Annotated in this window: 21 protein-coding genes; 11 read left to right on the forward strand and 10 right to left on the reverse strand. The window is 45.4% G+C overall.

The features are described from left to right. Positions 1 to 145 precede the first annotated feature (145 nt). The 4 genes from ccoG (at position 146) to ccoS (ending at position 4,932) form a co-directional block, all read left to right on the forward strand. Positions 146 to 1,609 (forward strand): cytochrome c oxidase accessory protein CcoG, encoded by a 1,464-nt coding sequence (gene ccoG, locus IBX48_RS01855; RefSeq protein WP_296830095.1) that lies wholly within the window; start codon positions 146 to 148, stop codon positions 1,607 to 1,609. An 83-nt stretch (positions 1,610 to 1,692) separates the two neighbouring features. Next, entirely contained in the window at positions 1,693 to 2,214 is a 522-nt protein-coding gene (locus IBX48_RS01860; protein WP_296830097.1) for a FixH family protein, read from the forward strand. A gap of 3 nt (positions 2,215 to 2,217) precedes the next feature. Continuing rightward, a complete protein-coding gene (locus tag IBX48_RS01865) occupies positions 2,218 to 4,695 on the forward strand; it encodes a heavy metal translocating P-type ATPase (protein WP_296830099.1) in 2,478 nt (825 codons plus the stop codon). Positions 4,696 to 4,698: 3 nt separating this feature from the next. Further along, complete coding sequence (ccoS, locus tag IBX48_RS01870) at positions 4,699 to 4,932, forward strand: cbb3-type cytochrome oxidase assembly protein CcoS (RefSeq protein ID WP_296830101.1); 234 nt, start codon at positions 4,699 to 4,701, stop codon at positions 4,930 to 4,932. Here ccoS and IBX48_RS01875 read toward each other — a convergent pair. From IBX48_RS01875 to def, 9 genes are read right to left on the reverse strand one after another with little or no spacing between them, the layout of a single operon-like run. Then, on the reverse strand, positions 4,929 to 5,507 hold the full coding sequence (locus IBX48_RS01875) for a class I SAM-dependent methyltransferase (RefSeq protein ID WP_296830103.1): 579 nt from the start codon (positions 5,505 to 5,507) through the stop codon (positions 4,929 to 4,931). The genes ccoS and IBX48_RS01875 overlap by 4 nt on opposite strands. A 1-nt stretch (position 5,508) precedes the next feature. Then, positions 5,509 to 6,960, reverse strand: a complete 1,452-nt coding sequence (locus IBX48_RS01880; RefSeq protein ID WP_296830104.1) for a TrkH family potassium uptake protein — start codon at positions 6,958 to 6,960, stop codon at positions 5,509 to 5,511. Positions 6,961 to 6,964: 4 nt separating this feature from the next. Continuing rightward, on the reverse strand, positions 6,965 to 8,365 hold the full coding sequence (gene trkA / locus IBX48_RS01885) for a Trk system potassium transporter TrkA (RefSeq protein ID WP_296830106.1): 1,401 nt from the start codon (positions 8,363 to 8,365) through the stop codon (positions 6,965 to 6,967). 11 nt (positions 8,366 to 8,376) lie between these two features. After that, a complete protein-coding gene (locus IBX48_RS01890) occupies positions 8,377 to 9,768 on the reverse strand; it encodes a sigma-54 dependent transcriptional regulator (RefSeq protein WP_296830108.1) in 1,392 nt (463 codons plus the stop codon). Continuing rightward, positions 9,768 to 11,966, reverse strand: coding sequence for an ATP-binding protein (locus IBX48_RS01895; protein ID WP_296830110.1), 2,199 nt, complete (start codon positions 11,964 to 11,966; stop codon positions 9,768 to 9,770). The genes IBX48_RS01890 and IBX48_RS01895 overlap by 1 nt, the downstream gene beginning before the upstream one ends. Beyond that, positions 11,963 to 12,511: a DUF4390 domain-containing protein gene (locus tag IBX48_RS01900; protein ID WP_296830112.1), complete on the reverse strand. Its 549-nt coding sequence runs from the start codon at positions 12,509 to 12,511 to the stop codon at positions 11,963 to 11,965. The genes IBX48_RS01895 and IBX48_RS01900 overlap by 4 nt, the downstream gene beginning before the upstream one ends. A 17-nt stretch (positions 12,512 to 12,528) precedes the next feature. Continuing rightward, positions 12,529 to 13,836 carry a 16S rRNA (cytosine(967)-C(5))-methyltransferase RsmB gene (gene rsmB, locus IBX48_RS01905; protein ID WP_296830113.1) on the reverse strand — a complete coding sequence of 436 codons (1,308 nt, stop codon included), beginning with the start codon at positions 13,834 to 13,836 and terminating at the stop codon, positions 12,529 to 12,531. 12 nt (positions 13,837 to 13,848) lie between these two features. Continuing rightward, entirely contained in the window at positions 13,849 to 14,775 is a 927-nt protein-coding gene (fmt, locus tag IBX48_RS01910) for a methionyl-tRNA formyltransferase (RefSeq protein WP_296830115.1), read from the reverse strand. A 27-nt stretch (positions 14,776 to 14,802) separates the two neighbouring features. Then, positions 14,803 to 15,315, reverse strand: coding sequence for a peptide deformylase (def, locus tag IBX48_RS01915; RefSeq protein ID WP_296830117.1), 513 nt, complete (start codon positions 15,313 to 15,315; stop codon positions 14,803 to 14,805). Positions 15,316 to 15,377: 62 nt separating this feature from the next. On the opposite strand from def, the gene dprA reads away from it, so the two are divergent. The 7 genes from dprA to IBX48_RS01950 all read left to right on the forward strand — a co-directional run bounded on the left by dprA (position 15,378) and on the right by IBX48_RS01950 (position 23,916). Next, complete coding sequence (dprA, locus tag IBX48_RS01920) at positions 15,378 to 16,490, forward strand: DNA-processing protein DprA (protein ID WP_296830119.1); 1,113 nt, start codon at positions 15,378 to 15,380, stop codon at positions 16,488 to 16,490. An 83-nt stretch (positions 16,491 to 16,573) separates the two neighbouring features. Beyond that, positions 16,574 to 16,954: a DUF6627 family protein gene (locus IBX48_RS01925; RefSeq protein WP_296830121.1), complete on the forward strand. Its 381-nt coding sequence runs from the start codon at positions 16,574 to 16,576 to the stop codon at positions 16,952 to 16,954. Positions 16,955 to 17,160: 206 nt separating this feature from the next. Further along, a complete protein-coding gene (locus tag IBX48_RS01930; protein WP_296830123.1) occupies positions 17,161 to 17,541 on the forward strand; it encodes a DUF6627 family protein in 381 nt (126 codons plus the stop codon). Then, a complete protein-coding gene (locus IBX48_RS01935) occupies positions 17,541 to 18,548 on the forward strand; it encodes a PA2778 family cysteine peptidase (protein WP_296830125.1) in 1,008 nt (335 codons plus the stop codon). The genes IBX48_RS01930 and IBX48_RS01935 overlap by 1 nt, the downstream gene beginning before the upstream one ends. A gap of 383 nt (positions 18,549 to 18,931) precedes the next feature. Continuing rightward, entirely contained in the window at positions 18,932 to 21,400 is a 2,469-nt protein-coding gene (gene topA / locus IBX48_RS01940; protein ID WP_296830127.1) for a type I DNA topoisomerase, read from the forward strand. Positions 21,401 to 21,487: 87 nt separating this feature from the next. After that, a complete protein-coding gene (argS, locus tag IBX48_RS01945; protein WP_296830129.1) occupies positions 21,488 to 23,251 on the forward strand; it encodes an arginine--tRNA ligase in 1,764 nt (587 codons plus the stop codon). Then, on the forward strand, positions 23,251 to 23,916 hold the full coding sequence (locus tag IBX48_RS01950) for an SPOR domain-containing protein (RefSeq protein WP_296830130.1): 666 nt from the start codon (positions 23,251 to 23,253) through the stop codon (positions 23,914 to 23,916). The genes argS and IBX48_RS01950 overlap by 1 nt, the downstream gene beginning before the upstream one ends. Here the strand turns inward: IBX48_RS01950 and IBX48_RS01955 are convergent. Further along, positions 23,913 to 24,950 carry a GGDEF domain-containing protein gene (locus IBX48_RS01955; protein WP_296830133.1) on the reverse strand — a complete coding sequence of 346 codons (1,038 nt, stop codon included), beginning with the start codon at positions 24,948 to 24,950 and terminating at the stop codon, positions 23,913 to 23,915. The two genes, IBX48_RS01950 and IBX48_RS01955, sit on opposite strands and share 4 nt — an antisense overlap. Positions 24,951 to 25,226: the final 276 nt, after the last annotated feature.

Here is a 25,226-nt window from a genome sequence, read left to right on the forward strand (position 1 = left end):
AATAAAAATAGGCCTATATATAGGCCTATTTTTATTTATGGCAAATGATAAAATTTTTCAAGAGTTAAAATCAATCAAAGCGGTTAGAATAATCTACAATTTTCAGGTTAATCGTGTTGTTCCATCCTAAATTAAGAGAATGCTAATGTCAGGCTCAAAAAAAGAAGCTTACCGCCCAAAAATTCATACAGGTTCGTTACTTGATGATGTTCATGTCCAGTCTAAAACCCTAGATGATATCGGTGTCGAAATTTTACCATTACATACAGGCGGCACCGTGCATGCAAAACGGATTGGTGGAAGTTTTCGTACCTTTAAGTGGTTGGTCGCTTCTTTTTGGTTACTATTATTTGTAGGGCCCTACATACGCTGGGATGGTAGCCAAGCTATTTTATGGGACTTGGGGAATCGGCAGTTTCATATTTTTGCATTAACGGTATTGCCACAGGATATTTGGATGTTGGCGATGATCTTGCTGTTTTTTGCTTTGTTATTAGCGGCTTCAACCGCGATTGCAGGTCGCGTATGGTGTGGCTACTTTTGTTTCCATACAGTTTGGGTAGATGTATTTACCTGGTTAGAAGAAAAAATTGAAGGTAAGCCGGGCAAACGTATCAAACTAGATGCCGAGCCAATGAGCTTTACTAAGTTTAAGGTTAAGTTACCTAAGCATATAATTTGGCTGCTGATTGCCTTTATGACCGGCTTCAGCTTTGTGGCCTATTTTACCGATGCGTTTCAGCTCTGGGCGCGACTGTTGCATTTCCAGCTTGCGTATTATGAAACCATTATTATTTTGGTCCTTGCAGGCTTAACGTATTTAACGGCGGGTTTCATGCGCGAACAGGTCTGTATGGGTTTTTGCCCATACTCCCGTATTCAGGGCGCGATGACCGATACTGAGACGGTTATGCCAACTTATGATCGAGATCGTGGAGAACCACGCGGTCGTCAACGACGAGCTAAACCTGGTGAAGAAGTGCCGGTTTTGGGGGATTGTATAGATTGTCGAATGTGCGTGGATGTCTGTCCAACCGGCGTTGATATTCGTTTAGGTCAACAGTTTGGTTGCATTACTTGTGGTTTATGTATTGATGCCTGTGATGAAATCATGGAAAAGGTTAATAAACCTAAAGGCTTGATTCGTTACGCGGCTATTAATGAGTTTGCTGGAAAAATTTTGCCGCCAATTTGGCGTCGGCCTCGGGTGATTGTATACTCCTCTATCATGATATTTGCAGCGGCGGCACTGATTTGGGGTATGGCAAATATGGCGCCAATCAATGTTACGGTTCTAAAGGAGCGTGCACCACTTTATGTACAAATGAGTGATGGTAGTATTCAGAATAAATATGATGTCAAGGTGGTCAATAAAACCAATGAGTTTATGCAGGTCGAAGTTGAAGTGTTTGGCCATGATGATTTAATTTTTATGGCTGACCGAGTGGCGGAAGTGAGCCCAGGTAGTGTTGCCACTATAAGGTTGTTTGTTCGAATTCCTCGAAACAAACTAGACGAGAAATCTACGCCAATAGACGTGGTGGTTAAAGACTTAAACAACAAGGATAATAGTGACCGTTATCGCAGTGTATTTCATGGGCCTAAATAATAAAATTACGGTACCGTTTACAATCAATAGCTTTCTATATGGAAGGCCATAACCAAGTTAATCGACTGGTTTTAGGAGAAAGAATGCAAACACAAAAGAAAGACACTCGTGACTGGAGTGTGGCCTGGAAAAATCCATTGGTTATTTTCTGGGTGGCGATTATATTGGTCGTGTTGATGGTCAATTTTTTCATGGTCAGTATGGCCATCGTAACCAATCCAGGCCTGGTGATTGATGACTTCTACGAACGTGGCAAAAACCATGCCGCCGTATTGGCTGAACGTCAGAAGATGGAAAAGTTGGGGTGGCAGTTAAAGGTTGATATGCCAGATTTGGTCGAAGCAAAGTCTGAGCGAATTGCACTTGAGGTGTTAGACAAAGATAATGTGCACTTTGATGTCGATTCGGCCACTTTATATTACTATCGACCTTCAGACCGTAACTTGGATGGCTCGTTGGTGTTGGCTCAACTCGATACCACTGGAAATTATGCGGCTGATCTGAACTTGCCACTAAAAGGTAAATGGGATTTTATTATTGAAATAGTTAAAGGTGACAAGAAATACAGTATTGGGCAATCGTTTATGGTCAAAGACCCAGAATAACTAATGAGCCAATGCTACCATTGTGGTCAAGATGTTCCTCAGAATGAACGGATTGACAAGGTTATTAAGGGTCAAAGTCGATCTTTTTGTTGCCACGGTTGTGCTTCAGTCTGCGAGGTTATTCATAATTCAGGTCTAGAAAGTTTTTATAAACTTTCGCCAGATACACAGCGCCCGATTGCCCCTCTTCAACTAAATACGCAAACCTCCGATTTTTTTGATTATGATGAAGTCCAGTCTCAGTTTGTTAAAGAGCTGGGGCAAGTGCGTCAAATCACACTCATGTCGGATGCGATTCATTGCGCTGCTTGTATTTGGTTAATTGAACATAGTCTTGCGAAGGTAGATGGTGTTCTACATGCCAATGTAAATTTTACCAATAAGCAAATCAAAGTACGTTGGGACAATTCAAAAATTCAACTCTCGCAAATTCTTCAACGCCTTAACCAAGTTGGGTACGATGCTCGCCCATATAATGCAGAAGAAAGTGAACAAGCCTATCGAAAAGCCAACCGCGACTTACTTTATCGGCTAGGTTTTGCAGGCTTTGCCGTAATGAATGCAATGTGGTTTTCGGTTGCGCTATATACCGGTGCACGTGATGATGCGGAATACCGAACCTATTTTTATTTTGTATTATTCTTATTAGCCAGTGCGACATTGGTGTATTCCGCACAGCCTTTTTTTAAAGGTGCTTTACAAAGTCTTAAAGCCAAAACAGTGGGCATGGACGTCTCTATCAGCCTAGGTTTGCTTATTACCTATGGTTATTCCACCTGGGTAATGGTTCATCCAGATCAGATCGGTCAAGCCTTTTATGCGACCGTGATCGATCTTACTTTTCTATTATTAATCGGGCGTTATCTCGAGGCTATTTCTAAAAATAAAGCCTTGGATGCGACACGAAGATTAATGGACTTACAGCCAAAAATGGCACGTCAATTTATTGATGGTATGGAACAAGTAGTGCCGGTTCGCCTGCTAAAATCCGGTGATATGGTATGGGTCAAACCCGGCGATAAAATTCCGGTTGACGGTCAAGTTATGGACGGCGAAAGCCAGGTTAATGAGTCGATGCTGACTGGGGAATCAAGAGAGATTTTTAAGCAGTTAGGCCATAAAGTATCGGCGGGCACCATAAATTTAGATGGAACCTTGATGATTCAAGTCGAGGCAACGCTTGATGATACCCGTTTGGCGCGAATTATTCATTTAGTTGAAGATGCACAAGGTTCAAAAGCGACGATCCAATGTACGACTGAAAAAATCATGCCTTGGTTTGTAAGTGTAACCTTGGCGTTAGCCACCCTGGCATTTTTATTTTGGTGGTGGCAGGCAGATATTGAAACGGCGATTATGGCAGGCACGGCCGTTCTCATTATTACCTGTCCTTGTGCATTAGGTTTAGCTACACCTATGGCCATGGCCGTCGCGGCAGGCGTATCGGCAAAAAACGGTATATTGGTTAAAAATAGTGTAGTACTGGAAATGCTGAATGAGATTGATCATTTTGTCTTTGATAAAACAGGCACCCTGACAAAAGGTCAAATGCAATGGGTTGATGAGGTCTGGTCACCAGGCCTGGTGGTTGAGGAGTGGCTAGTCAAAATTGCTAAAATTGAACAAAAATCCGAGCACAGCTTAGCACGTGCCATTGTTAAAACCATGGAGGCCCGTCAGCCGGATTGGCAAAAAAACATATTGGTTATCGAGGATTTTAAGGCGGAACCAGGCCGTGGAGTGAGCGCCAAAATTGATCAAGACCTGGTTCGAATAGGCACTGGGGTTTGGTTAAAGAAATTTGATATTGAACTCCCAAATGAGATGCTATTGGCAGAACATGATCAAGCGCAACAAGGTCGCAGTAGTGTTTGGGTCGCGAATAATGAGAAAGTGATTGGTGTACTCTTTATTGAGGACGAATTACGTATGGATGCTAAGGACTTAATTGAACACTTACAAGCGCGCGGAAAACAAGTAACTCTGTTGAGTGGCGATAGACAATTAGTCGCACACGCGGTTGCAAACCAACTCGGCGGAATGAACGTGATTGCTGAAGTATTGCCTGAAGATAAAAGTCGGGTGATCGCCGATCTACAAAAGCAGGGCCAAAAAGTAGCAATGGTCGGGGATGGAATTAACGATGCTCCCGCATTAAGTCGAGCAAATGTTGGGTTTGCATTGGGAGCTGGAACCGATGTTTCAATGGATTCAGCAGACATAATTTTATTAAATAATGAGTTATTGGCCATTGATAAATCACTCGCTTTATCGGAGAGAACACTTAAAACGGTTAAGCAGAATATTAGCTTGTCGATTGCCTACAATATCATTATGGTTCCTTTAGCCATGGCGACACTGCTCACTCCACTTATGGCCTCTATTACGATGCCTTTAAGCGGTTTAGCCGTCATTTTAAATGCGATGCGTATTCGAAGTTTTTTTAACAAACCTATTAATTCCAAAGTTGGAAAGAGGTAAGCTGTGGAGATTATTTTTATCACCATTCCGCTGGTGTTGATTGTGGGCGGTTTAGTTGTAGCAATGTTTATTTGGATGGCTAAAAAAGGTCAGTTTGATGATTTAGATGGTGCTGCACATCGAATTTTATTGGATGATGAAGATCAAGGTTCAGAATTGGAAGCTATAAATCAAGATAAGGATAACAAGCTTGGTGCTAAAGAATCTAATCAAGCTGGAAAAAACAACGCGTGTTAAAGTTTGCGCCCGATATACCAAGCCTCGCGCATTAACCGATTGTCGGAAGATTTGATCCAACCTTCACCATAGACTTCGCAGTTTAAGCTTGGCCAATAAGCTTGATATTCACTAGGTTGAATATAAAAATCGGGATTACTTGGCCCAGCGGCTTGAGTTGGAGCCAGGAAGGTTTGATAAAACAACCATCCTTTGGGTTTTAAAGATTGTGCCAAATTGTCCATGATCGTGCGGTCGAGATAATGGCTTACCACAATCACATCGAATTGATTAGATACAAAATCCTGCACTGCAATGTCTTTACAGTGGGCCTGCAAATGGGTTAACCCTTGCAGCTTTGCCCAACGAGACACTAAATCCGTGGCCGTTTCAGAAATATCCCACGCCTGGGTGCTTAAACCGCAACGCGCTAAAAAACGCGCGTTACCGGCTAATCCACTGGCTAAATCTAATGCTTGGCCCCGCAAGGGCAAACAACGAATGTGTTGTTTTAATAGCCAGCAAGCTTCAGCAGGTGTCGATAGCTCAGCCGTTTGGTAGCGTTGATTCCACTTTTGGGCGCGGGTTTCTGGCATATTAAGCACGCCAGAAGGTACGGGTTAAAATCACCAATAAGGTGAATATTTCTAAACGACCTAACAGCATCGAAAAAGTCAAAATCCATTTCTGTGGATTACTGATGCCACCAAAATTGGCTGCCACTTCGCCTAACCCCGGCCCCAAGTTGTTAAGGGTCGCCGCTGTGGCTGAGAAGGCGGTTACCTGATCCATACCAAATGCCATCAAGGCTAATAAGATAATGGCAAAGGTGGCGACATAAAGCGCAAAGAAGCCCCATACGGAAGACATAACTCGTTCCGGAATCGCGCGACCGCTTAATTTAACTGGCATTAACGCATTCGGATGCATTAAACGTTGAATTTCACGAATACCTTGTTTAAATAACAGTAAGAAACGAATCACTTTCATGCCACCGCCAGTTGAGCCGGCACTGCCACCAATAAAGCTCATAAAGATCAACATTACTGGCAAAAAGCCTGGCCACATCGCAAAGTCTGCATTACTAAATCCAGATGTGGTTGCAATCGATACTGTCATAAATAAGCCATAACGGAAAGCTTCTGACAGTGTGCCATACACTGATTGAAAGTATAAATAGCTGGTACTGATGGCAATTCCGATCAACAAAACCATAACGTAAGTGCGGAACTCTGGGTCAAACAAATAGGGTTTGACTTCAAATGAGCGGAATGCACGGAAATGCAAAGCAAAATTGGCTCCGGCTAAAAACATAAAGAAGATCGCAATCGATTCAATAACCTGGCTGTCAAAATAACCGATACTGGCATCATGGGTAGAAAATCCACCAATTGCAACGGTAGAAAAACTGTGGCCTATTGCATCAAACCAACTCATGCCTGCAATCCAGTAAGCCATGGCACAAGCAATGGTTAACGCGACATAAATCAGCCAAAGCGTTTTGGCCGTTTCGGAGATACGCGGCGCCAATTTATTATCTTTCGCTGGGCCGGGCATTTCGGCGCGGTATAGCTGCATTCCACCAATACCTAATAAGGGCAAAATCGCGACGGCTAATACAATGATCCCCATGCCGCCTAACCATTGAAGCTGTTGGCGATACCACAAAATGGCATGCGGCATGGTATCTAAGCCACTTAATACAGTAGCACCAGTAGTGGTTAAGCCAGAAAAGGATTCAAAAATGGCATCACTGATCGAAATCGGTACGTCTTCTTCAAGCAAGAAGGGTAAAGCACCGACCATGCCCAGCGCAGTCCAGAACATCACGACAATAATAAAACCATCGCGTATTTTGAGTTCTCGGCGGTGTTTTCGATTCGGTAGCCATAAAGATAAACCGGTAATCTGGGTTAAAACCATAGCGGATAGAAAGGCGATGAGTGCACCGTCTTGATAAATTAGAGCGATCGCAATCGGCGGCAATAGACTTAAGCTATACACCATTAACAATAGGCCGAGAATTTTTATAATGATCTGAAATTGCATCTATTTATCCTAGCCAAGACCGGCGCGCTTCTGGCTCAAACAAATCATGAATCTCGGTAATGCGTGAGCGGTCGGTTAAGAATAAAATCACATGATCTTCGGCTTCAATCACCAGGTCTCTGTGTGCAAACAGTACCGCACCATCACGCACAATACAGCCGATGGTGATGTCTTTTGGCCAGTCAACGTCGATTAAACGCTTACCGACAATTTTGGAGGTGTTTTCACTGCCATGCACAATTACTTCCATCGCTTCCGCCGCGCCCCGTCGCAGAGTGAAAGCTTTAACAGTATCGCCTTGGCGCATGTAATGAAGTAGGTTGTTGGTCGTAATTCGGTCGGCAGAGATCGCAATGTCAATTGAGTTAAGGTGAATTAACTCGATATAGGATTGGTTGTTGACTAATGCAATCACACGTCGAACACCAAGCTTTTTAGCCAGCATAGACGAAATAATATTGGCTTCATCTTTATTGGTGACCGCCACAAACAAATCGATTTCGTCGATATTCTCTTCAATCAACAGGTCTTTATCGGCCACATCACCGTGGATAATAATGGCTTGATCTAATATCTCGGATATCTCACGCGCTCGCACAATGTTGTGATCAATGATTTTTACCTGATGTGAATGTTCAAGCTGTTTAGCCAGGCTAAAACCAATGTGTCCGCCACCAGCGATCATAATATTACGAGCTTTTTTCTGTTTTTCGCGGCGGAATTCTTCTACGATAATCGAAATATCGTGTGGCTCGGCAATAAAGAAAACTTCATCACCCACTCGGATTGGCTCATCGCCCGTTGGCATTACGACTTCGTCTTGACGATAGATCGCAACAATGCGGGTTTTAACTTTTGAGGGTAAGTGTTGTTTAAGTTCGCGGATTTTTTTGCCGACCAGTGGGCCGCCATTATGGGCACGCATTGCGACCAAACGCACTAAGCCACCCGCAAAGTCGACGACCTGGAGTGAACCAGGATAAGCAATCAATTGCAAGATGTAATCCGTCACCAGGTTTTCCGGGCTGATTAATAAATCAATGGGGATCGCATCTGGATTTTGATTACGATCAAACAACTCGGGATGCATTAAATAATCGTTACTACGAACCCGTGCTATTTTTGTCGTAGTTTTAAACATGATGTGCGCGATTTGGCAGGCGCAAATATTGGTCTCATCATTTTGAGCGGCCGCAATTAAAAGGTCTGCATATTCTAAGCCGGCCTGTACTAACACATTCGGGTGGGAAACATGGCCTTGAACGGTGCGGATATCAAGACGATCTTGCAGGCGCTGTAAGCTTGCATTGTCAAGGTCAACGACTGTGACATCGTTATCATCATTGGCTAACAATTCGGCTAGTGACGAGCCGACCTGGCCTGCTCCGAGAATAACAATATTCATAATTGATTTCCTTAAATGGGATCTTTTGGATCGATCTCTAGCACCTTGAGTTTGCGGTAGAGATGGGTACGTTCAATTCCAGAGCGTTTCGCGGTTTCTGAAACACTCCCGCAGGTTTCACGCAATAACTGCTTTAAATAAGCGGCTTCAAAACTCTCTTTAGCCGACTTTAAATTCATGGAGGTATCAATTGATGCGCTATTGTAGTATTGCTGCGAAGACTGGGTCAAGCTATGGCGGACTTCTTCTTCCGATACTTCTGGTGCGGTGCCTAGAATTAATAATCGCTGCACCAAATTTTGCAGTTCGCGCAAATTACCCGGCCAAGCGTATTGGCGTAATAAATTGAAAACTGGTTCAGAGAAGGTGCGATTAGGCAGGCCCTCTTGGAAAGTAAAGTGGTCTACAAAATGCCGGACCAGCTCAGGGATGTCTTCGTTGTGTTGACGCAAAGCTGGAACCACAATCGGCATGACATTGAGTCGTTTAAACACATCCTCACGGAACTCGCCGTTTTCGACGGCCAGTTCCAGGTCAACACGGGTGGTGCAAACTAAACGTATATCAATCGGATGTAGTTTTTCACTGCCTTGGCGACGGTAGGATTGATGAAAAATCAAATCCGCTAATCGGCTTTGGGCGTCTTCACTTAGTCGTTCAACGTTAGATAGCACCAGCGTACCGCTTTTAGCCTGTTCGATTTGACCAACCTGAGTGTTACGTTCTTCGGCTTTACCCAACCAGACGCCCAGTTGTTCTGAAAAATCTTTGGCGTGTATATTATAGATAGGCGCTTCTTTACGTGGGCTCATTTGATGCAAGGCGTTGGCAAAAAAATGTTTACCTGTACCGGCTTCACCGGTCAGTAGAATCGGCATGGTATATTTGGCTAAGCGTTCAATCGTACTGCGTTGTTCGCGTATTAACTTGCTTTTGCCGACAGGCATCACCAGGCCGGGTTGATTGCCTTTTAAACGTCGGTTTTCATGAGCGAGCCGATTGTGTTCTAACGCGCGTTCAGCCATCACAATCAGTTTAGCCAGCGACAAGGGTTTTTCCATAAAATCATAAGCCCCAAAGCGGGTGGCTTCGACTGCAGTTTCAATAGTGCCATGACCCGACATCATAATGACGGTGGTATGATCTAATAACTTTTCGGATTGCATTTCTTTAAGCAAAGATAAACCATCCACATCCGGCATCCAAATGTCTAGAAAAATGACATCCGGCACATTGTCTCGCCAAGCCGAACGTGCTTGCACACCATTCGCAGCGGTCATGACTTGGTAGCCTTCTTCGGCAAAAATTTCTTGCATTAGGTTACGAATATCTTTTTCATCATCAACGATGAGTAGTTTACCCGAGGCCGCTGAGTGATTATTTGAACTTGACGGTTTTTGCATCAGTGTCCATCCGCGTTAAGTTTTGAGAGTGTGATTACAAAGCAGGTACCCTCGTTATTACTGGCTTGTAATTCAATCTGTCCGTTGAGCTCTTCGACAATTTTTTTAACAATGGCTAACCCCAATCCGGTACCTTTGGGTTTGTCGGTGGCGTAGGGTTCGAAAATCCAGTTGACGGCTTGCTCTGGGATGCCGGGCCCATTATCAATTACTTGGATTGTAATCTTATCAGGCTGCGCTGCACAATCGGTGATAATTTGTACCTTCGCAACATCGGACTCCTCAGTGGCTTCAAGTGCGTTTTTAATCAGGTTATGAAACAGCTGCCGCAAACGAGACGCGTCCGCCAGAATAGCCGGGCATTCTGGATCAAACTTAAGTTCAATGATGCCGTCGTCATGTGGTGTCTGATACAAGGATACAATATCCAAAATCAGTTCATTTAAATCCAGCAGCTGCAGCTGCATTTCCGGCGTATGAGCATAATCGATAAAGGCTTGAACCAATGTTTGCATGGTATCGACCTGGTCGACAATGGTGCGTGTCATGCGCTCAAGAAAGGCCGCATCGTCGGGTTGAAGTTTATTAGTCAGCTTAAACTCTAGCCTTTCCGCGCTCAACTGAATCGGTGTCAGCGGGTTTTTAATTTCATGCGCTAAACGACGAGCCACATCACTCCAGGCGGCGTGTAACTGAGCTTGAACCAGTTCAGTAATATCATCCAGTACAATGACAAATCCGCCAATTTTTTGGTCGATGCTCGGCAAGGTTGAGCCATGCAACAGAATTATGCGTTGCTGGTTATGATGTTGAATCGTGACTTGCTCGCTCCAGGGCCGCGCATCCATTTGCATTAAATTCGAGTTTTCAAAGCGGGGCATCATGGCATCAAAAAAAGGCTTAAGGTGCGGGGTGTCGGCCTGATCCATAATGTCGCAAAACCGCTCACCCACTAGCGGTTGCAAATTAATGCCGAGTATCTGACTGGCCTTATCGTTAATGGTGCGCAAACGTCGATTCATATCCAGTGTGACCACGCCATTGGTTAGGTTGCGGATCACGGCCTGGAAATACAAACGCTGTACTTCGGTTTGTTGATGGTTAATTTTTATATCATTACGAGCCTTCGCGACCTGGCCGATCATGTCGTTAAAAGACTGAATTAAGGTACCAAATTCATCATCTCGATCCACCTGCATTTTGGTGCTGTAATCACCTTGTGCTACGCGCTGTGTACCCTGGGCCAAATATCGAATCGGTCGGGTTAAATTTTGGGCGGCTTGCACCATAAACAATAAGGCACTGACTAAAGTCAGCAATAACACCATGGATAAGATTAAGGTAAAACTGGTTTTTAACGGTGCACGTAAATAGTTTAGTTCGTGATACTGGCTTTGGGCCAAACGCACCGACTGCGCATAGCGCGTGATGTTTTCAGGGATATTAAAAATAACCTGCAATGGAAGCACTTGGTTTGAAAATGGGTTAAATACCGGAATTAATATTCGGACAATTTGTTGGTTGGTGGGGCTGAGTGTTTCGACGGCGGCGTAGCTATGACGTTGGCGCAGCTGCTGAAATAAGTTGTCACCCGGTTGATTCGGCAGGCTTTGATCACCAAAACTATTGCTATAGGCAATTAACTGACCGTTAGATTGATACAGGGCGACTTCTTGTGCGCCCAGTTTATTGCGCAACTGGCTTACTGAATAGGCCGGGCGTTGAGCTAAAAAAGGCCGTAAGGATTCTTCGGCACGCAGGGTGGCATTTAAACTATCGCGTGTTAAATTATCTAGATTGGCGCGCACCAGTGCACTAGCATCACTGAGAGCTTGTTCGGTTCGGACATCAAACCACTGATCAATGCTTTGGTGTACCAAGCTGACCGAAAAATAAAACAAAGTCATAATCGGGAAGGCCAGTAACAGCGTCAGGGTGCTGGTAATTTTAACCGTGGTGCGGATGCCGGATACATTTTGTTTATACTGACGATAGAGCTTAAGTAGGGTACGAATCAACAAGGTTAACAGGATAAGTGTGCCTATCATGCTAAAGGCCAGTAAGCCAATATAGTACTCAACAAACTCGGGAGCGTTTTGTAGGATTTGGTGCATAATGAACAACGAGCTCAGTAATAGCCCGGTCACAATGGCCAACCAACCATACTGTTTCAGAAATAAGCGTGTTTTCACATTCATCGGCGCCGTCCTGTTTGCACATCAAGCTCAAACCATTCACTTTTAAAGCGCCAATCCGCATCCAGCAAGGCTTGTGTAAACATGGGAGCCGGTAAGCTCCAATAGTTCAAACGAAAACGCAGTTTTAGTTTATAACGCAAACCTGAATGCAGTTGGTTTAAGCTGGTAATCGGGAAGTTTTGGATTTCGCCCAGCGTCGCTAAGGCCGGTTCTAATTGGCTAAAGTACAGGATGTTTTGATTACGCAAATTATGAAGTTTGTAGCGCCGATCATAATGCGAATAGGACAGCTCGGTGGTGTAATCGATTCGGGTTTGCTGACTGTTATAGGGAAAAATAAAGATCTGGTCGCGGCGGGTTAATTCGATTTGCGTAATAAACTGGATAGGAATTTCATGCTGGATGGCCTCCACTACTTTTTCAGATAATTGGATGTGGGCTTTGGCATCCATGTAAAGCGTGCTTTCAAACTGTTTATCGACTAATTCTAGCAGGGTTATTTGTGACCAAGCCGGTTGAGCGGCCAGCATGAATAAGATACTCACTAAGCCACCTAGGCATTTCATGCCGTAATATCCGCTTTGTGGAGTAAGGCATAATAAAAGCCATCCATGCCCTCTTCACCAGGTAGGATTTGTTTACCAATCTCGCCTTGCCCCCAGTCGCCAGCCATGGATTGCAATTGAGCATCGTTTTGGCGCTGCAAAAAGGCCGCAATTTGCTGTGTATTTTCTTGCGGTAACACCGAACAGGTGGCATAAAGCAATTGGCCGCCAGGTTTCAGTGTTTGCCAAAGTTGATCTAATAAATGCGCTTGAATCACGACCAAGGCCTCAATATCTTCTGGACGACGGTGATGTTTGATATCTGGATGGCGCCGAATAATACCGGTCGCCGAGCAGGGCGCATCCAGCAATATCTGATCGAAGGGTTGGCCGTCCCACCAGGTTTCAATATCGCCCGCATCGGCCACTTTCGTGTGCACATCAAGCTGAAGGCGCGCCAAGTTTTCCTGCAAACGTGGCAACCGATCGGCTTGTTTTTCAAGGGCCAACAACCAGGCCTGGTTATCACAAAATTCAAGTAAATGTCCGGTTTTACCGCCGGGGGCAGCACAGGCATCTAACAGGCGCATGCCCGCTTGTGGCTGTAAAATCAACGCAGCTTGTTGCGCGGCGATATCTTGCACACTAAAACCACCCTGTTCAAAACTCGGTAATTGGCTGATATCTACCGGACTGGTTAAAGCAATACCGACTGGGCTAAGAGGGTGCGCATGAGCTGAAACCCCGACTTCGTTTAGTTGGCTTAAAAAGACATCACGTGTTTGCACACGTTGGTTCACTCGTAAAGTTAACGGAGCCGTTTGATTGTTTTGTTGCAAAATTTGTTCATATTGATCTGGGTAAGCCTGTTTTAAATTCTTAACTAGCCAGGCTGGGTGGGAGGTTTGCATGCCAATGTCATTAGGTAGCTTGGATAAAATGGCTTCTCTGTCACGTAGAAATGTACGTAAAACGCCGTTTAATAGACCACGAGCCCAAGGCTTTTTGAGCTTCTGACTTAAATTCACGGTTTCTGATACTGCCGCATGATCGGGCGTATCCAGATACAAAAGCTGATAAAGCGCGAGCAGAATTAAGCTGTTAATGTCTTCGTCTTTGGCTTTGAGTGGTTTGGCTAATAATTGATCACGCACCGCAACTAAACGCTGGTACCAGCGCAAGCAGCCAAACACCAGGTTTTGGGTAAAAGCTCGATCGCGCCGATCGGAAATAGCCTGTAAGGCATTCGGCAAAGCTTGGCTAAGTGATTGACCCTGGTGAGTCACATTTAACAACGCATTAAGAGCAGCACGACGTGGATTCATAAGGACCTAAAATTAAATAAGCGTTTTGCCGATGACATTGCGCGCTTGGCAAAAGTCATAGGCCGACATAGGTTTTTTACCCGCCGGTTGCAACTGCGTAATACGCACCAAGCCTTCGCCCGCCATTACGTCCACACCGAGTTTTTCTAATAAAATCATTTCGCCGGGTTTGTCGTGTTTGGGACCGTCTAAGGCTTGTGCTTGTAAAATACGCAAAGGCTGGCCGTCAAAATGCGTGAAGGCCATCGGCCAAGGATTAAATGCATGAATTCGACGTACGATGTGCTGGGCGGATAAAGACCAATCAATTTCGGCTTCGGCTTTAGTCAGCTTGGCGGCATAGCAGGCCTGGTGGTCTTGCTGTGCTTCTGGGTTAAGCTGAATAAGTTTTGCCAGTGTGTCTAATAAAGCTTGTGCGCCCATCGGAGCTAGGCGGTCATGCAGTGTGTGGGCCGTATCATTCGGTCGAATATCGGTTTCGAGCTTATACAACATAGCACCCGTATCTAAGCCGGCATCCATTTGCATAATGGTAATGCCAGTTTGTTGATCCCCGGCTTCAATCGCGCGTTGAATCGGCGCCGCACCACGCCAGCGAGGTAACAAGGAGGCGTGAATGTTTAGACAGCCTAGCTTGGGTGTGTCTAGCACCGTTTGCGGTAGAATCAAGCCATAAGCCACCACCACCATAATATCCGCATTTAACGCGGCCAACTCAGTTTGGGCTTCGGGTGTTTTAAGGCTTTCGGGTTGAAATACAGGCAGATTGTGTGCGAGCGCGAGTTGTTTGACTGGGCTGGGCGTGAGTTTTCGACCACGACCCGCTGGACGGTCAGGTTGGGTATAAACCCCGACCACTTGATGCGCTGAATCCAATAAGGCTTGCAAAGGCGCGACCGAAAACTCTGGTGTACCAGCAAAAATAATTCGATAACTCATAAGCGCTCCTTTCAAGTGATGCCGTATTTAAACGTTTGTGTTGGCTTCGGCTTGCAGTTTTTTGTATTTTTGCAAAATACGAGTACGTTTTAGGCCGGACAAGTGGTCTACAAACAGTTTACCATTTAAGTGGTCAATTTCATGCTGTATGCAGATGGCCATTAAATCGAAGGCTTCCATTTCAATCATTTGTCCATCACGATCCATCGCGCGTACCAAAATATCGCTTGGCCGATCCACGTGTGCATAAATTCCGGGCAAAGATAAACAGCCTTCTTCCCAAGTGATTTGTCCGGCGCTACGCACAATCTCCGGATTAATCAGCGCGATGGGCTGGTTTTTGTCTTCCGACACATCTACTACAATAACACGTTGTTGCACGGCCACCTGTGGCGCGGCTAAGCCAATGCCTGGCGCGTCGTACATGGTGTAAAACATATCATCAATCAGGCGATCTAAATCGTCCGTCATTTCCGGCACGGGCGCGCACACTTCGCGCAGGCCTTCATCCGGGAATAAAACAAGGTTGAGTTTTTGCATGGAATAGTTACTTTTAGGTTTATACTTGAAACTTTACGGAATCCAAGCATTATAGCGAATTTATGAATAAAAATGCCGACAATACCGAGCTGACCCTTTGGCTGCGACTTCATTTGGCTTATTTAAGCGCCAAGCAGGTTCAGCGGGTTGTGAATCATATAGGTGACTTCGCGCAATTGGCGTATACTCAACGTTCAGACTGGTTGCCAGTGCCCAAAATTACTGAGAAGCAGGCCGATGCGTTTTTTCAGGTAGAAGAGGCGCAAATTCAACAAGCCTTAGACTGGGCGCAGCAACCCAATCACCATATTGTTACGCTAGACGATGACGCTTTTCCAGAGCTGTTGCGCGAAATTTCTGACCCACCCATTTTATTGTATGTGCGCGGTGATTTGAGCTTGTTAAAAAGTCCGCAACTAGCGGTGGTTGGCAGTCGTCACGCATCACGCCAAGGCCTGCAAATTGCAGAAGACTTTGGTGAGCACCTGTCTCGCGTCGGCTTGTGTATCACGAGTGGTTTAGCGCATGGCATAGACGCCGCCGCCCATCGCGGTGGCTTGCGTGGACAAGGTCAAACTTTAGCCGTGGTGGGCACGGGGTTAGACCGAATTTATCCGGCCGCCAATCAAAACTTAGCACGCCAAATTGCCGAGCAAGGTGCGATTGTTTCGGAATATCCACTTGGTACTCGACCTTTGGCACAGAATTTTCCTAAACGTAATCGAGTGATCAGCGGCATGTCCACTGGCTGTTTGGTGGTGGAGGCGGCCTTAAAAAGTGGCTCTCTCATTACCGCTCGTCAGGCCATGGAACAAGGGCGCGAAGTATTTGCGGTTCCGGGTTCAATCAATAACTCGTTGGCGAAAGGTTGTCATCAATTGATTAAACAAGGCGCCAAACTGGTCGAGTCGGCGCAAGACGTGTTGGAAGAGTTGGCCCCTTTGGTAGCCTTCAGTTGGGATAACGATAACACCAAGCCTGAAACATCAGCACCAGGCCTGGTCGAACAAACAAAACATCCGTTATTGGCGGTGGTGGAGTACGAGCCGATAAGTTTAGATGAGTTGGTGGTGATGACAAAAATGGCCGCATCGGATATCCAGGCTCAAATGATGATTCTGGAACTCAGTGGTCAAGTGGAGTCCCTTTCAGCCGGACGCTGGCGACGCATATAGTCATCAGGTTTGCAGCTGAGGTGGATTTGGATTATATTAAACATTAAAGCTTTCATTATTTTAATGAAACAAGGAGCGTTAACATGTTAAAGAAATGGACGAGTGCGGTATTGGCTTTAGCCTTTTTAGGTTTATCAACTATGCCGTTGCAAGCTGCGATGGTATCAACTGATGAATTAATTTCAACGCAACAAGCCCAAATGGACCGTGAATCTATCGCGGCTTTATTAGATCGTGCTGATGTACAAGAAAAATTGGTCGCGATGGGTGTAACAGTCGGTGATGTTGAACAGCGTATTGCCTTAATGACAAACGCAGAAGTGGCACAACTGAACCAACAAATAGCCGACTTGCCAGCGGGTGAAGGTGTGGTTGGTATATTGGTGTTATTGTTTGTTATTTTCGTCGTCACGGATGTAATTGGCGCAACGAATATTTTCCCGTTCATCAGACCGGTTCGTTAATGTTCAGAAGATTTAGGGTTAAATGCTTTACTCACCCAGCTTCGGCTGGGTTTTTTGTTTTAGGGTTATTGATCCTGACACCGGTTCGCAATCTATTTTAACTGGACGTTGGCGGCCCCTAGAGTTTACAGCTTGCGGTTTAAAAGAATAGGGTTTATATTTTATATGAAGTCTTCATAATTTTAATGAAGCAAGGAGCGTTAAATATGTTAAAGAAATGGACGAGTGCGGTATTGGCTTTAGCCTTTTTAGGTTTATCAACTATGCCGTTGCAAGCTGCGATGGTATCAACTGATGAATTAATTTCAACGCAACAAGCCCAAATGGACCGTGAATCTATCGCGGCTTTATTAGATCGTGCTGATGTACAAGAAAAATTGGTCGCGATGGGTGTAACAGTCGGTGATGTTGAACAGCGTATTGCCTTAATGACAAACGCAGAAGTGGCACAGCTGAACCAGCAAATAGCCGATTTACCGGCGGGTGCGGATGTGGTTAGCGTGCTGGGGTTATTGTTTATTATTTTCGTGATAACAGACGTGTTTGGTTTAACGAATGTTTTCTCTTTTATTAGACCGGTTCGTTAATGTTCAGCAGATTTAATGCCATACACACCCAGCTTCGGCTGGGTGTTTTGTTTATGGGAATTTTAGGTTTGTCAGTTCTGACTGGTTGCGCCACTAGTCCGCAAACGCAGCAATTGATAACGCAACCCTCCGCAACATTCAAAGCAACCGAGTTAACAGCCGTGCCTTTTTTTCCACAAACCGAATATCAGTGTGGTCCGGCGGCTTTAGCGACCGTGATGCAATACCGTGGGCGAGAAGTGTTTCCAGATGATTTGGTAAGCCAGGTTTATATTCCAGAAAAAAAAGGCAGTCTGCAAATTGAAATGATCGCGGCCACACGCAAGCAAGGTTTAATGCCTTATCCCTTGGCACCTAAACTATCGGCTTTACTCAGCGAAGTTGATGGGGGTAATCCGGTGTTGGTGATGCAGAATTTGGGGCTAGATTGGTTTCCGGTTTGGCATTATGCGGTGGTGGTGGGTTATGATTTAGCAGAACAACAGCTTGTTTTACGTTCGGCTGAAACTAAGCGTTGGATTAGTGATTTGTCAACGTTTGAACGTACCTGGCAGCGCAGTAATTATTGGGCGTTGGTGATGGTTAAGCCGGATCAGTTGCCCGCTACTGCCGAACCAGCCGCTTGGCTTAAAACCGCGTTTGAGCTTGAGCAGGTCGGGCAAACGACGGCCGCCGCTCAAGCTTATCAAGCCGGTTTAACTCAATGGCCGGATTCATTTGAAACCGGGTTGGCTTTAACCAACTTGCATTACAATCAGAAAAACTTTTCCCAAGCAGGTACCGTTTTTGAATCCATGGTTTCGCAACATGGCTCAAATGCGATCCTATGGAATAACTGGGCTTATAATTTAAAAGCTCAATCCTGCATAATTCAAGCCAAACAAGCCGCAGCTTGTGGGCTTAAACGTCAACCGGAGTTGATTAATATCCAATCCACTTGGTCCGAAATGCAAACCCTGTCGGAAAAAACTCAAGCGGCCAACTGCCCCGTTATAAAATGCGATTAACGCTGAGTGCTACCAGGCCTGGTGGTAATAAATCGAAGCTAATAGTTGTAAAACCAAACATTTGATCGCAATATATTTGGGTTTTTGCATCACAATGGTTACAATCGCGACAAATTACGGTGTAATGACTTTTTGATTTTTAATGTTTGCATTATGAATAAAATTTTTGCAGTCTTTATATAGAGCGTCATACACAAACATTAGGGCACCTCGATTAACCCCTGGTTGATTCTGCGGGGCTTAGCCAAGTTTCTCAGCTCTGCGTTGTGAACCTTTGCAAGGTCTAGACATTCCTTCAGGTTCACGCCTTGATCTGAAAAACTTGGCGTTGCCAGAATGAATCAGGGGTTAATCGAGGTGCCCATTATATTTAAGGTTTATCAATGAAGAATTTGGTGATAGTAGAGTCGCCGGCCAAGGCCAAGACCATCGAACAATATCTGGGCAAAGATTTTACTGTGCGCTCCAGTTACGGACATATTCGTGACTTGTCGAAAAAAGGTATGGGGATTGATCTGGCTAATCGATTTGAGCCGAGCTATGAAATATCACCGGACAAAAAGAAAACCGTCACCGAGCTGCGAAAGCTCGCTAAAGAGGCCGATGCGGTTTGGTTGGCGACGGATGAGGACCGCGAAGGGGAAGCCATTGCTTGGCACCTAGCGGAAGCCTTAAAGCTGAATGTGGCAGAAACCAAACGTATCGTATTCCACGAGATCACCAAAGATGCGATCACCCATGCGGTCGCGCATCCGCGTACCGTGGATCTAAACTTGGTGAATGCGCAACAAGCACGTCGAATTCTAGATCGTGTGGTCGGGTTTGAATTATCGCCAATCTTGTGGAAAAAAATTCGTACTGGGCTCTCGGCCGGTCGTGTGCAATCGGTTGCGGTGCGTTTGATTGTTGAACGTGAACGTGAAGTTGACGCTTTTAATGCGCAAGTGTCTTATAAAGTTCAAGGCCAGTTGCAACCAATTGGTGAGCAGGGCGAACTCGGCGAAACGTTTAATGTGAAACGTGTTGCCGGTTTTGAAACCGAACAGCAAGCGCAACAGTATTTAGAAGCGCTGGCGTTATCCAGCTTAAAGGTTGAAAACCTAGAACAAAAACCCGCCAAACGTGCGCCTAAAGCGCCGTTTACCACTTCAACTTTGCAGCAGGAAGCCTCACAAAAACTGGGATTTTCGGTCAAACAAACCATGGTGATTGCCCAGCGTTTATATGAGTCCGGTAAGATCACTTATATGCGTACCGACTCAGTCAACCTGTCGGAAACCGCGATTGCGCAAGCTAAGCAAACCATTGAATCTGATTTTGGCGCGAAATATAGTCATCCACGTCGGTTTAAAACCAAGCAAGCGGATGCCCAAGAAGCCCACGAAGCCATCCGCCCCACCGAGTTTTCGGTGCGCGAAGTCAATGGCGAGCGCAACGAACAACGTTTATATCAGCTAATTTGGCGACGCACGATGGCCTCGCAAATGGCGGAAGCTGAACTGCTGCGCACCACGGTCGATATCAGCGTGAGTGAATTGGCGCAAGAAAGATTACAAGCCAAAGGTGAAATGGTCACGTTTGATGGCTTCCTAAAGGTTTATAACCTTGACGGAACCAAAGATGACGATGTGTTGCTGCCAGCCATGCAAGTGGGTCAAGCGCTTAATTTGGTTGAGATGGTCGCCAAACAAAGCTTCAGTCGTGCACCAGCACGTTACAACGAAGCCAGCCTAGTCCGTACCCTAGAAGAAATGGGAATTGGTCGTCCCTCTACTTATGCACCCACCATTGATACAGTTCAACAACGTGGCTATGTAGTCAAAGAGGATCGCGAAGGCACACCACGCGAAATTCGTCAGCTCACCCTTAGTGGTGGAAAAGTCGAAGCCGAAACCTTGTCTGAAATGGCGGGGGCGGAAAAAAACAAACTTTTCCCAACCGATATTGCTGGCATAGTGAATGACTTTTTAGTGAAAAACTTCGGTGAAGTGTTGGATTATAAGTTCACCGCTAAGGTCGAAGCCGAGTTTGATGAAATCGCGACAGGCGACCAGGCCTGGCAGGATATGTTGGAAAGTTTTTACACCAAGTTTCATCCGAAAGTTGAAGTGGCCGAAACGCTTTCTAGAGAAGAGGCTGGTCAAGCGCGGGCGTTGGGTGATGACCCTAAAACCGGCAAACCCGTGTTTGTTAAAATCGGACGTTTTGGCCCTTATGTTCAGCTAGGCGAAGGCGAAGATGATGAAAAACCCACCTTTGCCAGTTTAAGACCCGGCCAAAAAATGGATACGCTGAAGTTAGATGATGCGATGGAGTTGTTTAAATTACCTCGCAGTTTGGGCGAAATGCCTGAGTCCTATTCAGCTAAAGCCGCCGATGGCACCGAGTTTGTTGTCGAAAAAGGTCAAACCTTGATCGCCAAACAAGGGCCATTCGGGCCTTATTTGGAATACGGCGAAAAACTGTTTGCGCCGATCAAAGGTTACGATCCATTAAGCATTACTTTAGACGAAGCGGTGGTGTTGGTTGAAGCCAAAATTCAAGCCGATGCGGACAAAATTGTGCGTAGCTTCGCGGGCACGGATGTCAAAATACTCAATGGCCGTTGGGGACCATATATTACGGATACCTCAACCAAGGTGAATGCTAAAATTGCCAAAACCGAAGACCCGAATGATTTGACCTTAGAAGAATGTCAAAAACGTTTAGCTGAAGCACCACCACCTAAAAAACGTGGCCGAGCCGCGGCTAAAAAACCCGCCGCCAAAAAAGCGACGGCTAAGAAGGCCCCCGCTAAAAAACCAGCGGCCAAAAAGCCCGCCAAAAAGCCCGCGACTAAAGCTAGCAAATAGTTGAAGTTTAAAAGGCCGTCAAGGCCAAGCGGTTTGGGATAAAATAGCCAACTTTCCGCGCCACCTATTTACGCAAACGAGACAAGCATGAAAACAAAATTAAACCAAATTTTGATTGAAGTAGCCGATCAACTTAAACAGCAGGGTGTGATTCCGGCTGACCAAGACGTTAAGGTTCAAGTTGATCCAACCCGTGATAAAGCGCATGGTGATTTTGCCACCAACCTTGCTATGACACTTGCCAAACCAGCGGGATTGCCGCCACGTGAGTTGGCCGCCAAAATTATTGCGTTATTACCCGCACAATCGGTGATCACCAAAGTTGAAATGGCTGGCCCTGGTTTTATTAACTTTTTTGTTGATGATCAAGCCAAGTTTGCCGTGGTGCAACAAGTGCTGCAACAAAAAAACCAGTTTGGTCAAAATGGTGCCGGACAAGGGCGTTCGGTGTTAGTCGAATATGTGTCGGCTAACCCAACCGGGCCTTTGCATGTCGGTCACGGTCGCGGTGCGGCTTATGGCGCGAGTTTGGTGAATCTGCTTGGGTTTGCCGGTTTTGATGTGACCGCCGAATATTATGTTAATGATGCCGGTCGTCAGATGGATATTTTAGCGACGTCGGTCTGGTTACGTTATTTAGAAATTTGTGGCGAGCAATTCCCGTTCCCAAGTAATGGTTACAAGGGTGACTATATTTATGCCATCGCGCGTCAATTGTTTGACCAGCACGGCGATGCGTTACGTAAACCGGCGTTTGAAGTCTTTGCCGGTGCCTTCCCAGATGAAGGTCAAGACGGTGGCGATAAAGAAAAACACATTGATGCCTTGATCGAGCGCGCTAAAGCCTTATTAGGCGGAGTGGATTTTGAACAAGTTTTTAGCTTAGCCATAAAGGATATTCTGACCGATATCGAAGAAGACTTGTCGGAGTTTGGGGTTAAGTTTAATAATTGGTTTTCTGAGCGTTCATTAATGCATACTGGCGTGGTGGATGCAGCGCTGGAAAAGTTGCAACAAGCCGATAAAATTTACGAAAAAAATGGCGCACTTTGGTTTCGTTCAACCGAATATGGTGATGAAAAAGACCGGGTGGTGGTGCGCGATAATGGCTTAAAAACCTATTTTGCGTCGGATATTGCCTATCACTTTAATAAACTTGAACGCGGTTACGAAACCATCATTGATATTTGGGGATCTGACCACCACGGTTATATTCCACGTGTAAAAGCGGCGATGCAAGCGATGGAAACCAATCCAGATGCGTTGCAAGTGTTGTTAGTGCAGTTTGCGATTTTGTACCGCGGCGGCGAACGTGCGCAGATGTCAACGCGAAGCGGTCAGTTTGTGACCTTACGTGAATTGCGTGAAGAAGTCGGTACCGATGCGGCGCGTTTTTTCTATGTCGCACGTAAATCCGAACAACATATGGATTTTGATTTAGATTTGGCCAAATCGCAATCTAACGACAATCCGGTTTATTATATTCAATATGCGCATGCTCGTATTTGTAGCGTATTGGGTCAGTTGGCTGAAAAAGGTTATGCGCTTGACGAAGCGATGGGCTTGGCTAATTTAGATCAGTTAAGCACCGAGCACGAAGTGGATTTGGCGACCAAATTAGCCCAGTTTCCAGATTTAATTGGACGCGCGGCGCTGGCTTATGAACCACACCAAATCGCCTATTATTTAAAAGAATTGGCGCATGGTTTACACAGCTATTACAACTCGGAGCATTTTATTGTCGAACAAGCCGAGTTACGTAATGCACGTATGGTGCTGATTTTAGCCGTGCAGCAAGTTTTGCAGAACGGCTTGGCGATTATCGGTGTTACCGCGCCTGAGAAAATGTAATGGCGCAAGACTTTCGACATGCGCCGATGCGTCGTAAGACTTATCAGCGCAAATCTCAACTCAATCCTGATTCAAGTTCCACATCTACCAGGCCTGGTGGTTCGTTTAGCTCAGCTCAAACCTTATGGTTAGTGGGTTTCGTATTAAGCCTTGTACTCGTTACGGTGTTTTTTGTGGTTAAACACTTTGCCTCGCAAGGGGTAAAAGCCTCCGAATCACGTAGCAGCCAAGTATATCAAGCACAAACGCCCGTTTCGGTTGAAGCTGATAAACAAATGATTGAGCTGGATGCGCCAGTTGAAATATCGGTTTCGACTGAGACCGAGGACTTAAACGATCCCGTAGTGAAAACGCAATATACGTTTTATAAAGATTTACCTAATACCGAAGTGGTGGTGGATGTTGAACCCTTGCCGATAACGTTGCCTGAGCCCATGTGGATTCAAGCGGGTTCGTTTGCGAAACTGGAACAAGCTGAGCGCGAACAAAAGCGTTTGTCAAATGAACAACGTCAGGTTAATATCGCGCCAATTGATACTCAGCGCGGTCGATATTACCGCATAATGTTAGGGCCGTTTACCGACCGCTTGGTGATGAATCAACAGCGCAATGAGCTGCGCCGTTTGGGGGCGGATACTCGGGTCGTAAGGATTCAAACTGATTAAATCGACGGCGTGTCAAACTCGGTTAAAACTTTATCGCGTCCGGTTTGTTTGGCCTTGTAAAGCATGTCGTCAGCTCGATTAATAAAATCATCTAACTTTTCTCCCGCACGAAATTGCGCGATGCCGAAAGACGCGGTAATTTCGGGTAAAACTTCATTTGTGCCACGGCGTTTTAGTTTGGCTTTTTTTAAGGCCGCGCGTAAAGTTTCAGCACAGTCTTGAGCTTGTTCTAAGCTTGAGTCGTTCATAAGAATCGCAAACTCTTCGCCGCCATAACGACACAGGGTGTTTTTAGGACGCTGTTTGTTACGTAATAAATTCGCGAAATAACGCAACACACTGTCGCCCACTAAGTGCCCATATTGGTCGTTAAAGTTTTTGAAATGATCAATGTCTATCAAGATTAAATGTAGTTGATCTGGTCGCTCGGCAAACTCTTCGGCTAATTCTTCGAGCCGGATGTTAAAGGCTTTGCGATTACCTAATTCGGTTAATTCATCTTTCATGCTTTCGGCACGCGCTTCGATTAGTTGTTCGCGTAAAGTTTGAATCTCTAAACTGGCTTGTACCAAATCTTGCTGCACGTCTTCACTGCTGTGACGCAAATCTCGAGTGGTATGCAATATTGAATCGGTTATGTTTTTGAGCTTTTCCGGGTCTATGTTAGGTTCAGATAAACGTAACGCATAATCGTTAAGCTGTTGGTTTTGAGACGATAGCTTGTCCGTCCAAGCACTCAGCTTTTTGACCATGGCGTCTAATAAACGTTTAAACACTCTATCTAAATCACTAGTGGGTTTATCATCTTTTAAATACTCGTCAAATAAACGGCGTCCGGTGCGGTCGTTATAACCAAACGGGTCGTTTAAAATCGAATCCATTTCTTGACGAAACTTGGGTTTATCGCCTTTAAAGTACTCATACCAGACCTGGTAGTTTAGAGGGCTGGGCGTAATTTCTTGCTCGCTAAATACTTGGCTAATACGCTCAAAAATCTTCCGTGCTCTGTTCAGGTTATCTTGGTCGTCAGCCATGTTTCACCACTCCATGTAGGGTTATGTTCTAAATATTAGCATTTAAATACAAACTAGATAATCAAATTCACCTATCCGCCGACTTTAAAGCAACCACTCAATAGGCAAGAGTGACAAAAGTGAAGCGCTCACTCTTCGCCAAAAGCTGGCATGAGGTTCGTGATGATGGATTTGTTTACCGATGCCGGCTTGGTTTTCAATCCAAATTAACTGGCCTTCTATTTAGTAGGACTCGGTAGGCTCTTTGTGGGATGTCTTGTTCAAAGCTTTGTTCAA

This window comes from Thiomicrospira sp., from assembly GCF_014859555.1.
GTDB lineage: Bacteria > Pseudomonadota > Gammaproteobacteria > Thiomicrospirales > Thiomicrospiraceae > Thiomicrospira.

What these genes read in the sequence shown, in the direction of transcription:
- IBX48_RS01955 (WP_296830133.1), bottom strand. Translation starts at nt 24,950, where the DNA reads ATGGCTGACGACCAAGATAACCTGAACAGAGCACGGAAGATTTTTGAG.
- IBX48_RS01930 (WP_296830123.1), top strand. Translation starts at nt 17,161, where the DNA reads ATGTTAAAGAAATGGACGAGTGCGGTATTGGCTTTAGCCTTTTTAGGT.
- IBX48_RS01950 (WP_296830130.1), top strand. Translation starts at nt 23,251, where the DNA reads ATGGCGCAAGACTTTCGACATGCGCCGATGCGTCGTAAGACTTATCAG.
- def (WP_296830117.1), bottom strand. Translation starts at nt 15,315, where the DNA reads ATGCAAAAACTCAACCTTGTTTTATTCCCGGATGAAGGCCTGCGCGAA.
- rsmB (WP_296830113.1), bottom strand. Translation starts at nt 13,836, where the DNA reads ATGAATCCACGTCGTGCTGCTCTTAATGCGTTGTTAAATGTGACTCAC.
- dprA (WP_296830119.1), top strand. Translation starts at nt 15,378, where the DNA reads ATGAATAAAAATGCCGACAATACCGAGCTGACCCTTTGGCTGCGACTT.
- argS (WP_296830129.1), top strand. Translation starts at nt 21,488, where the DNA reads ATGAAAACAAAATTAAACCAAATTTTGATTGAAGTAGCCGATCAACTT.
- fmt (WP_296830115.1), bottom strand. Translation starts at nt 14,775, where the DNA reads ATGAGTTATCGAATTATTTTTGCTGGTACACCAGAGTTTTCGGTCGCG.
- IBX48_RS01935 (WP_296830125.1), top strand. Translation starts at nt 17,541, where the DNA reads ATGTTCAGCAGATTTAATGCCATACACACCCAGCTTCGGCTGGGTGTT.
- IBX48_RS01880 (WP_296830104.1), bottom strand. Translation starts at nt 6,960, where the DNA reads ATGCAATTTCAGATCATTATAAAAATTCTCGGCCTATTGTTAATGGTG.
- topA (WP_296830127.1), top strand. Translation starts at nt 18,932, where the DNA reads ATGAAGAATTTGGTGATAGTAGAGTCGCCGGCCAAGGCCAAGACCATC.
- IBX48_RS01875 (WP_296830103.1), bottom strand. Translation starts at nt 5,507, where the DNA reads ATGCCAGAAACCCGCGCCCAAAAGTGGAATCAACGCTACCAAACGGCT.
- IBX48_RS01895 (WP_296830110.1), bottom strand. Translation starts at nt 11,966, where the DNA reads ATGAATGTGAAAACACGCTTATTTCTGAAACAGTATGGTTGGTTGGCC.
- IBX48_RS01865 (WP_296830099.1), top strand. Translation starts at nt 2,218, where the DNA reads ATGAGCCAATGCTACCATTGTGGTCAAGATGTTCCTCAGAATGAACGG.
- ccoG (WP_296830095.1), top strand. Translation starts at nt 146, where the DNA reads ATGTCAGGCTCAAAAAAAGAAGCTTACCGCCCAAAAATTCATACAGGT.
- IBX48_RS01860 (WP_296830097.1), top strand. Translation starts at nt 1,693, where the DNA reads ATGCAAACACAAAAGAAAGACACTCGTGACTGGAGTGTGGCCTGGAAA.
- IBX48_RS01925 (WP_296830121.1), top strand. Translation starts at nt 16,574, where the DNA reads ATGTTAAAGAAATGGACGAGTGCGGTATTGGCTTTAGCCTTTTTAGGT.
- trkA (WP_296830106.1), bottom strand. Translation starts at nt 8,365, where the DNA reads ATGAATATTGTTATTCTCGGAGCAGGCCAGGTCGGCTCGTCACTAGCC.
- IBX48_RS01890 (WP_296830108.1), bottom strand. Translation starts at nt 9,768, where the DNA reads ATGCAAAAACCGTCAAGTTCAAATAATCACTCAGCGGCCTCGGGTAAA.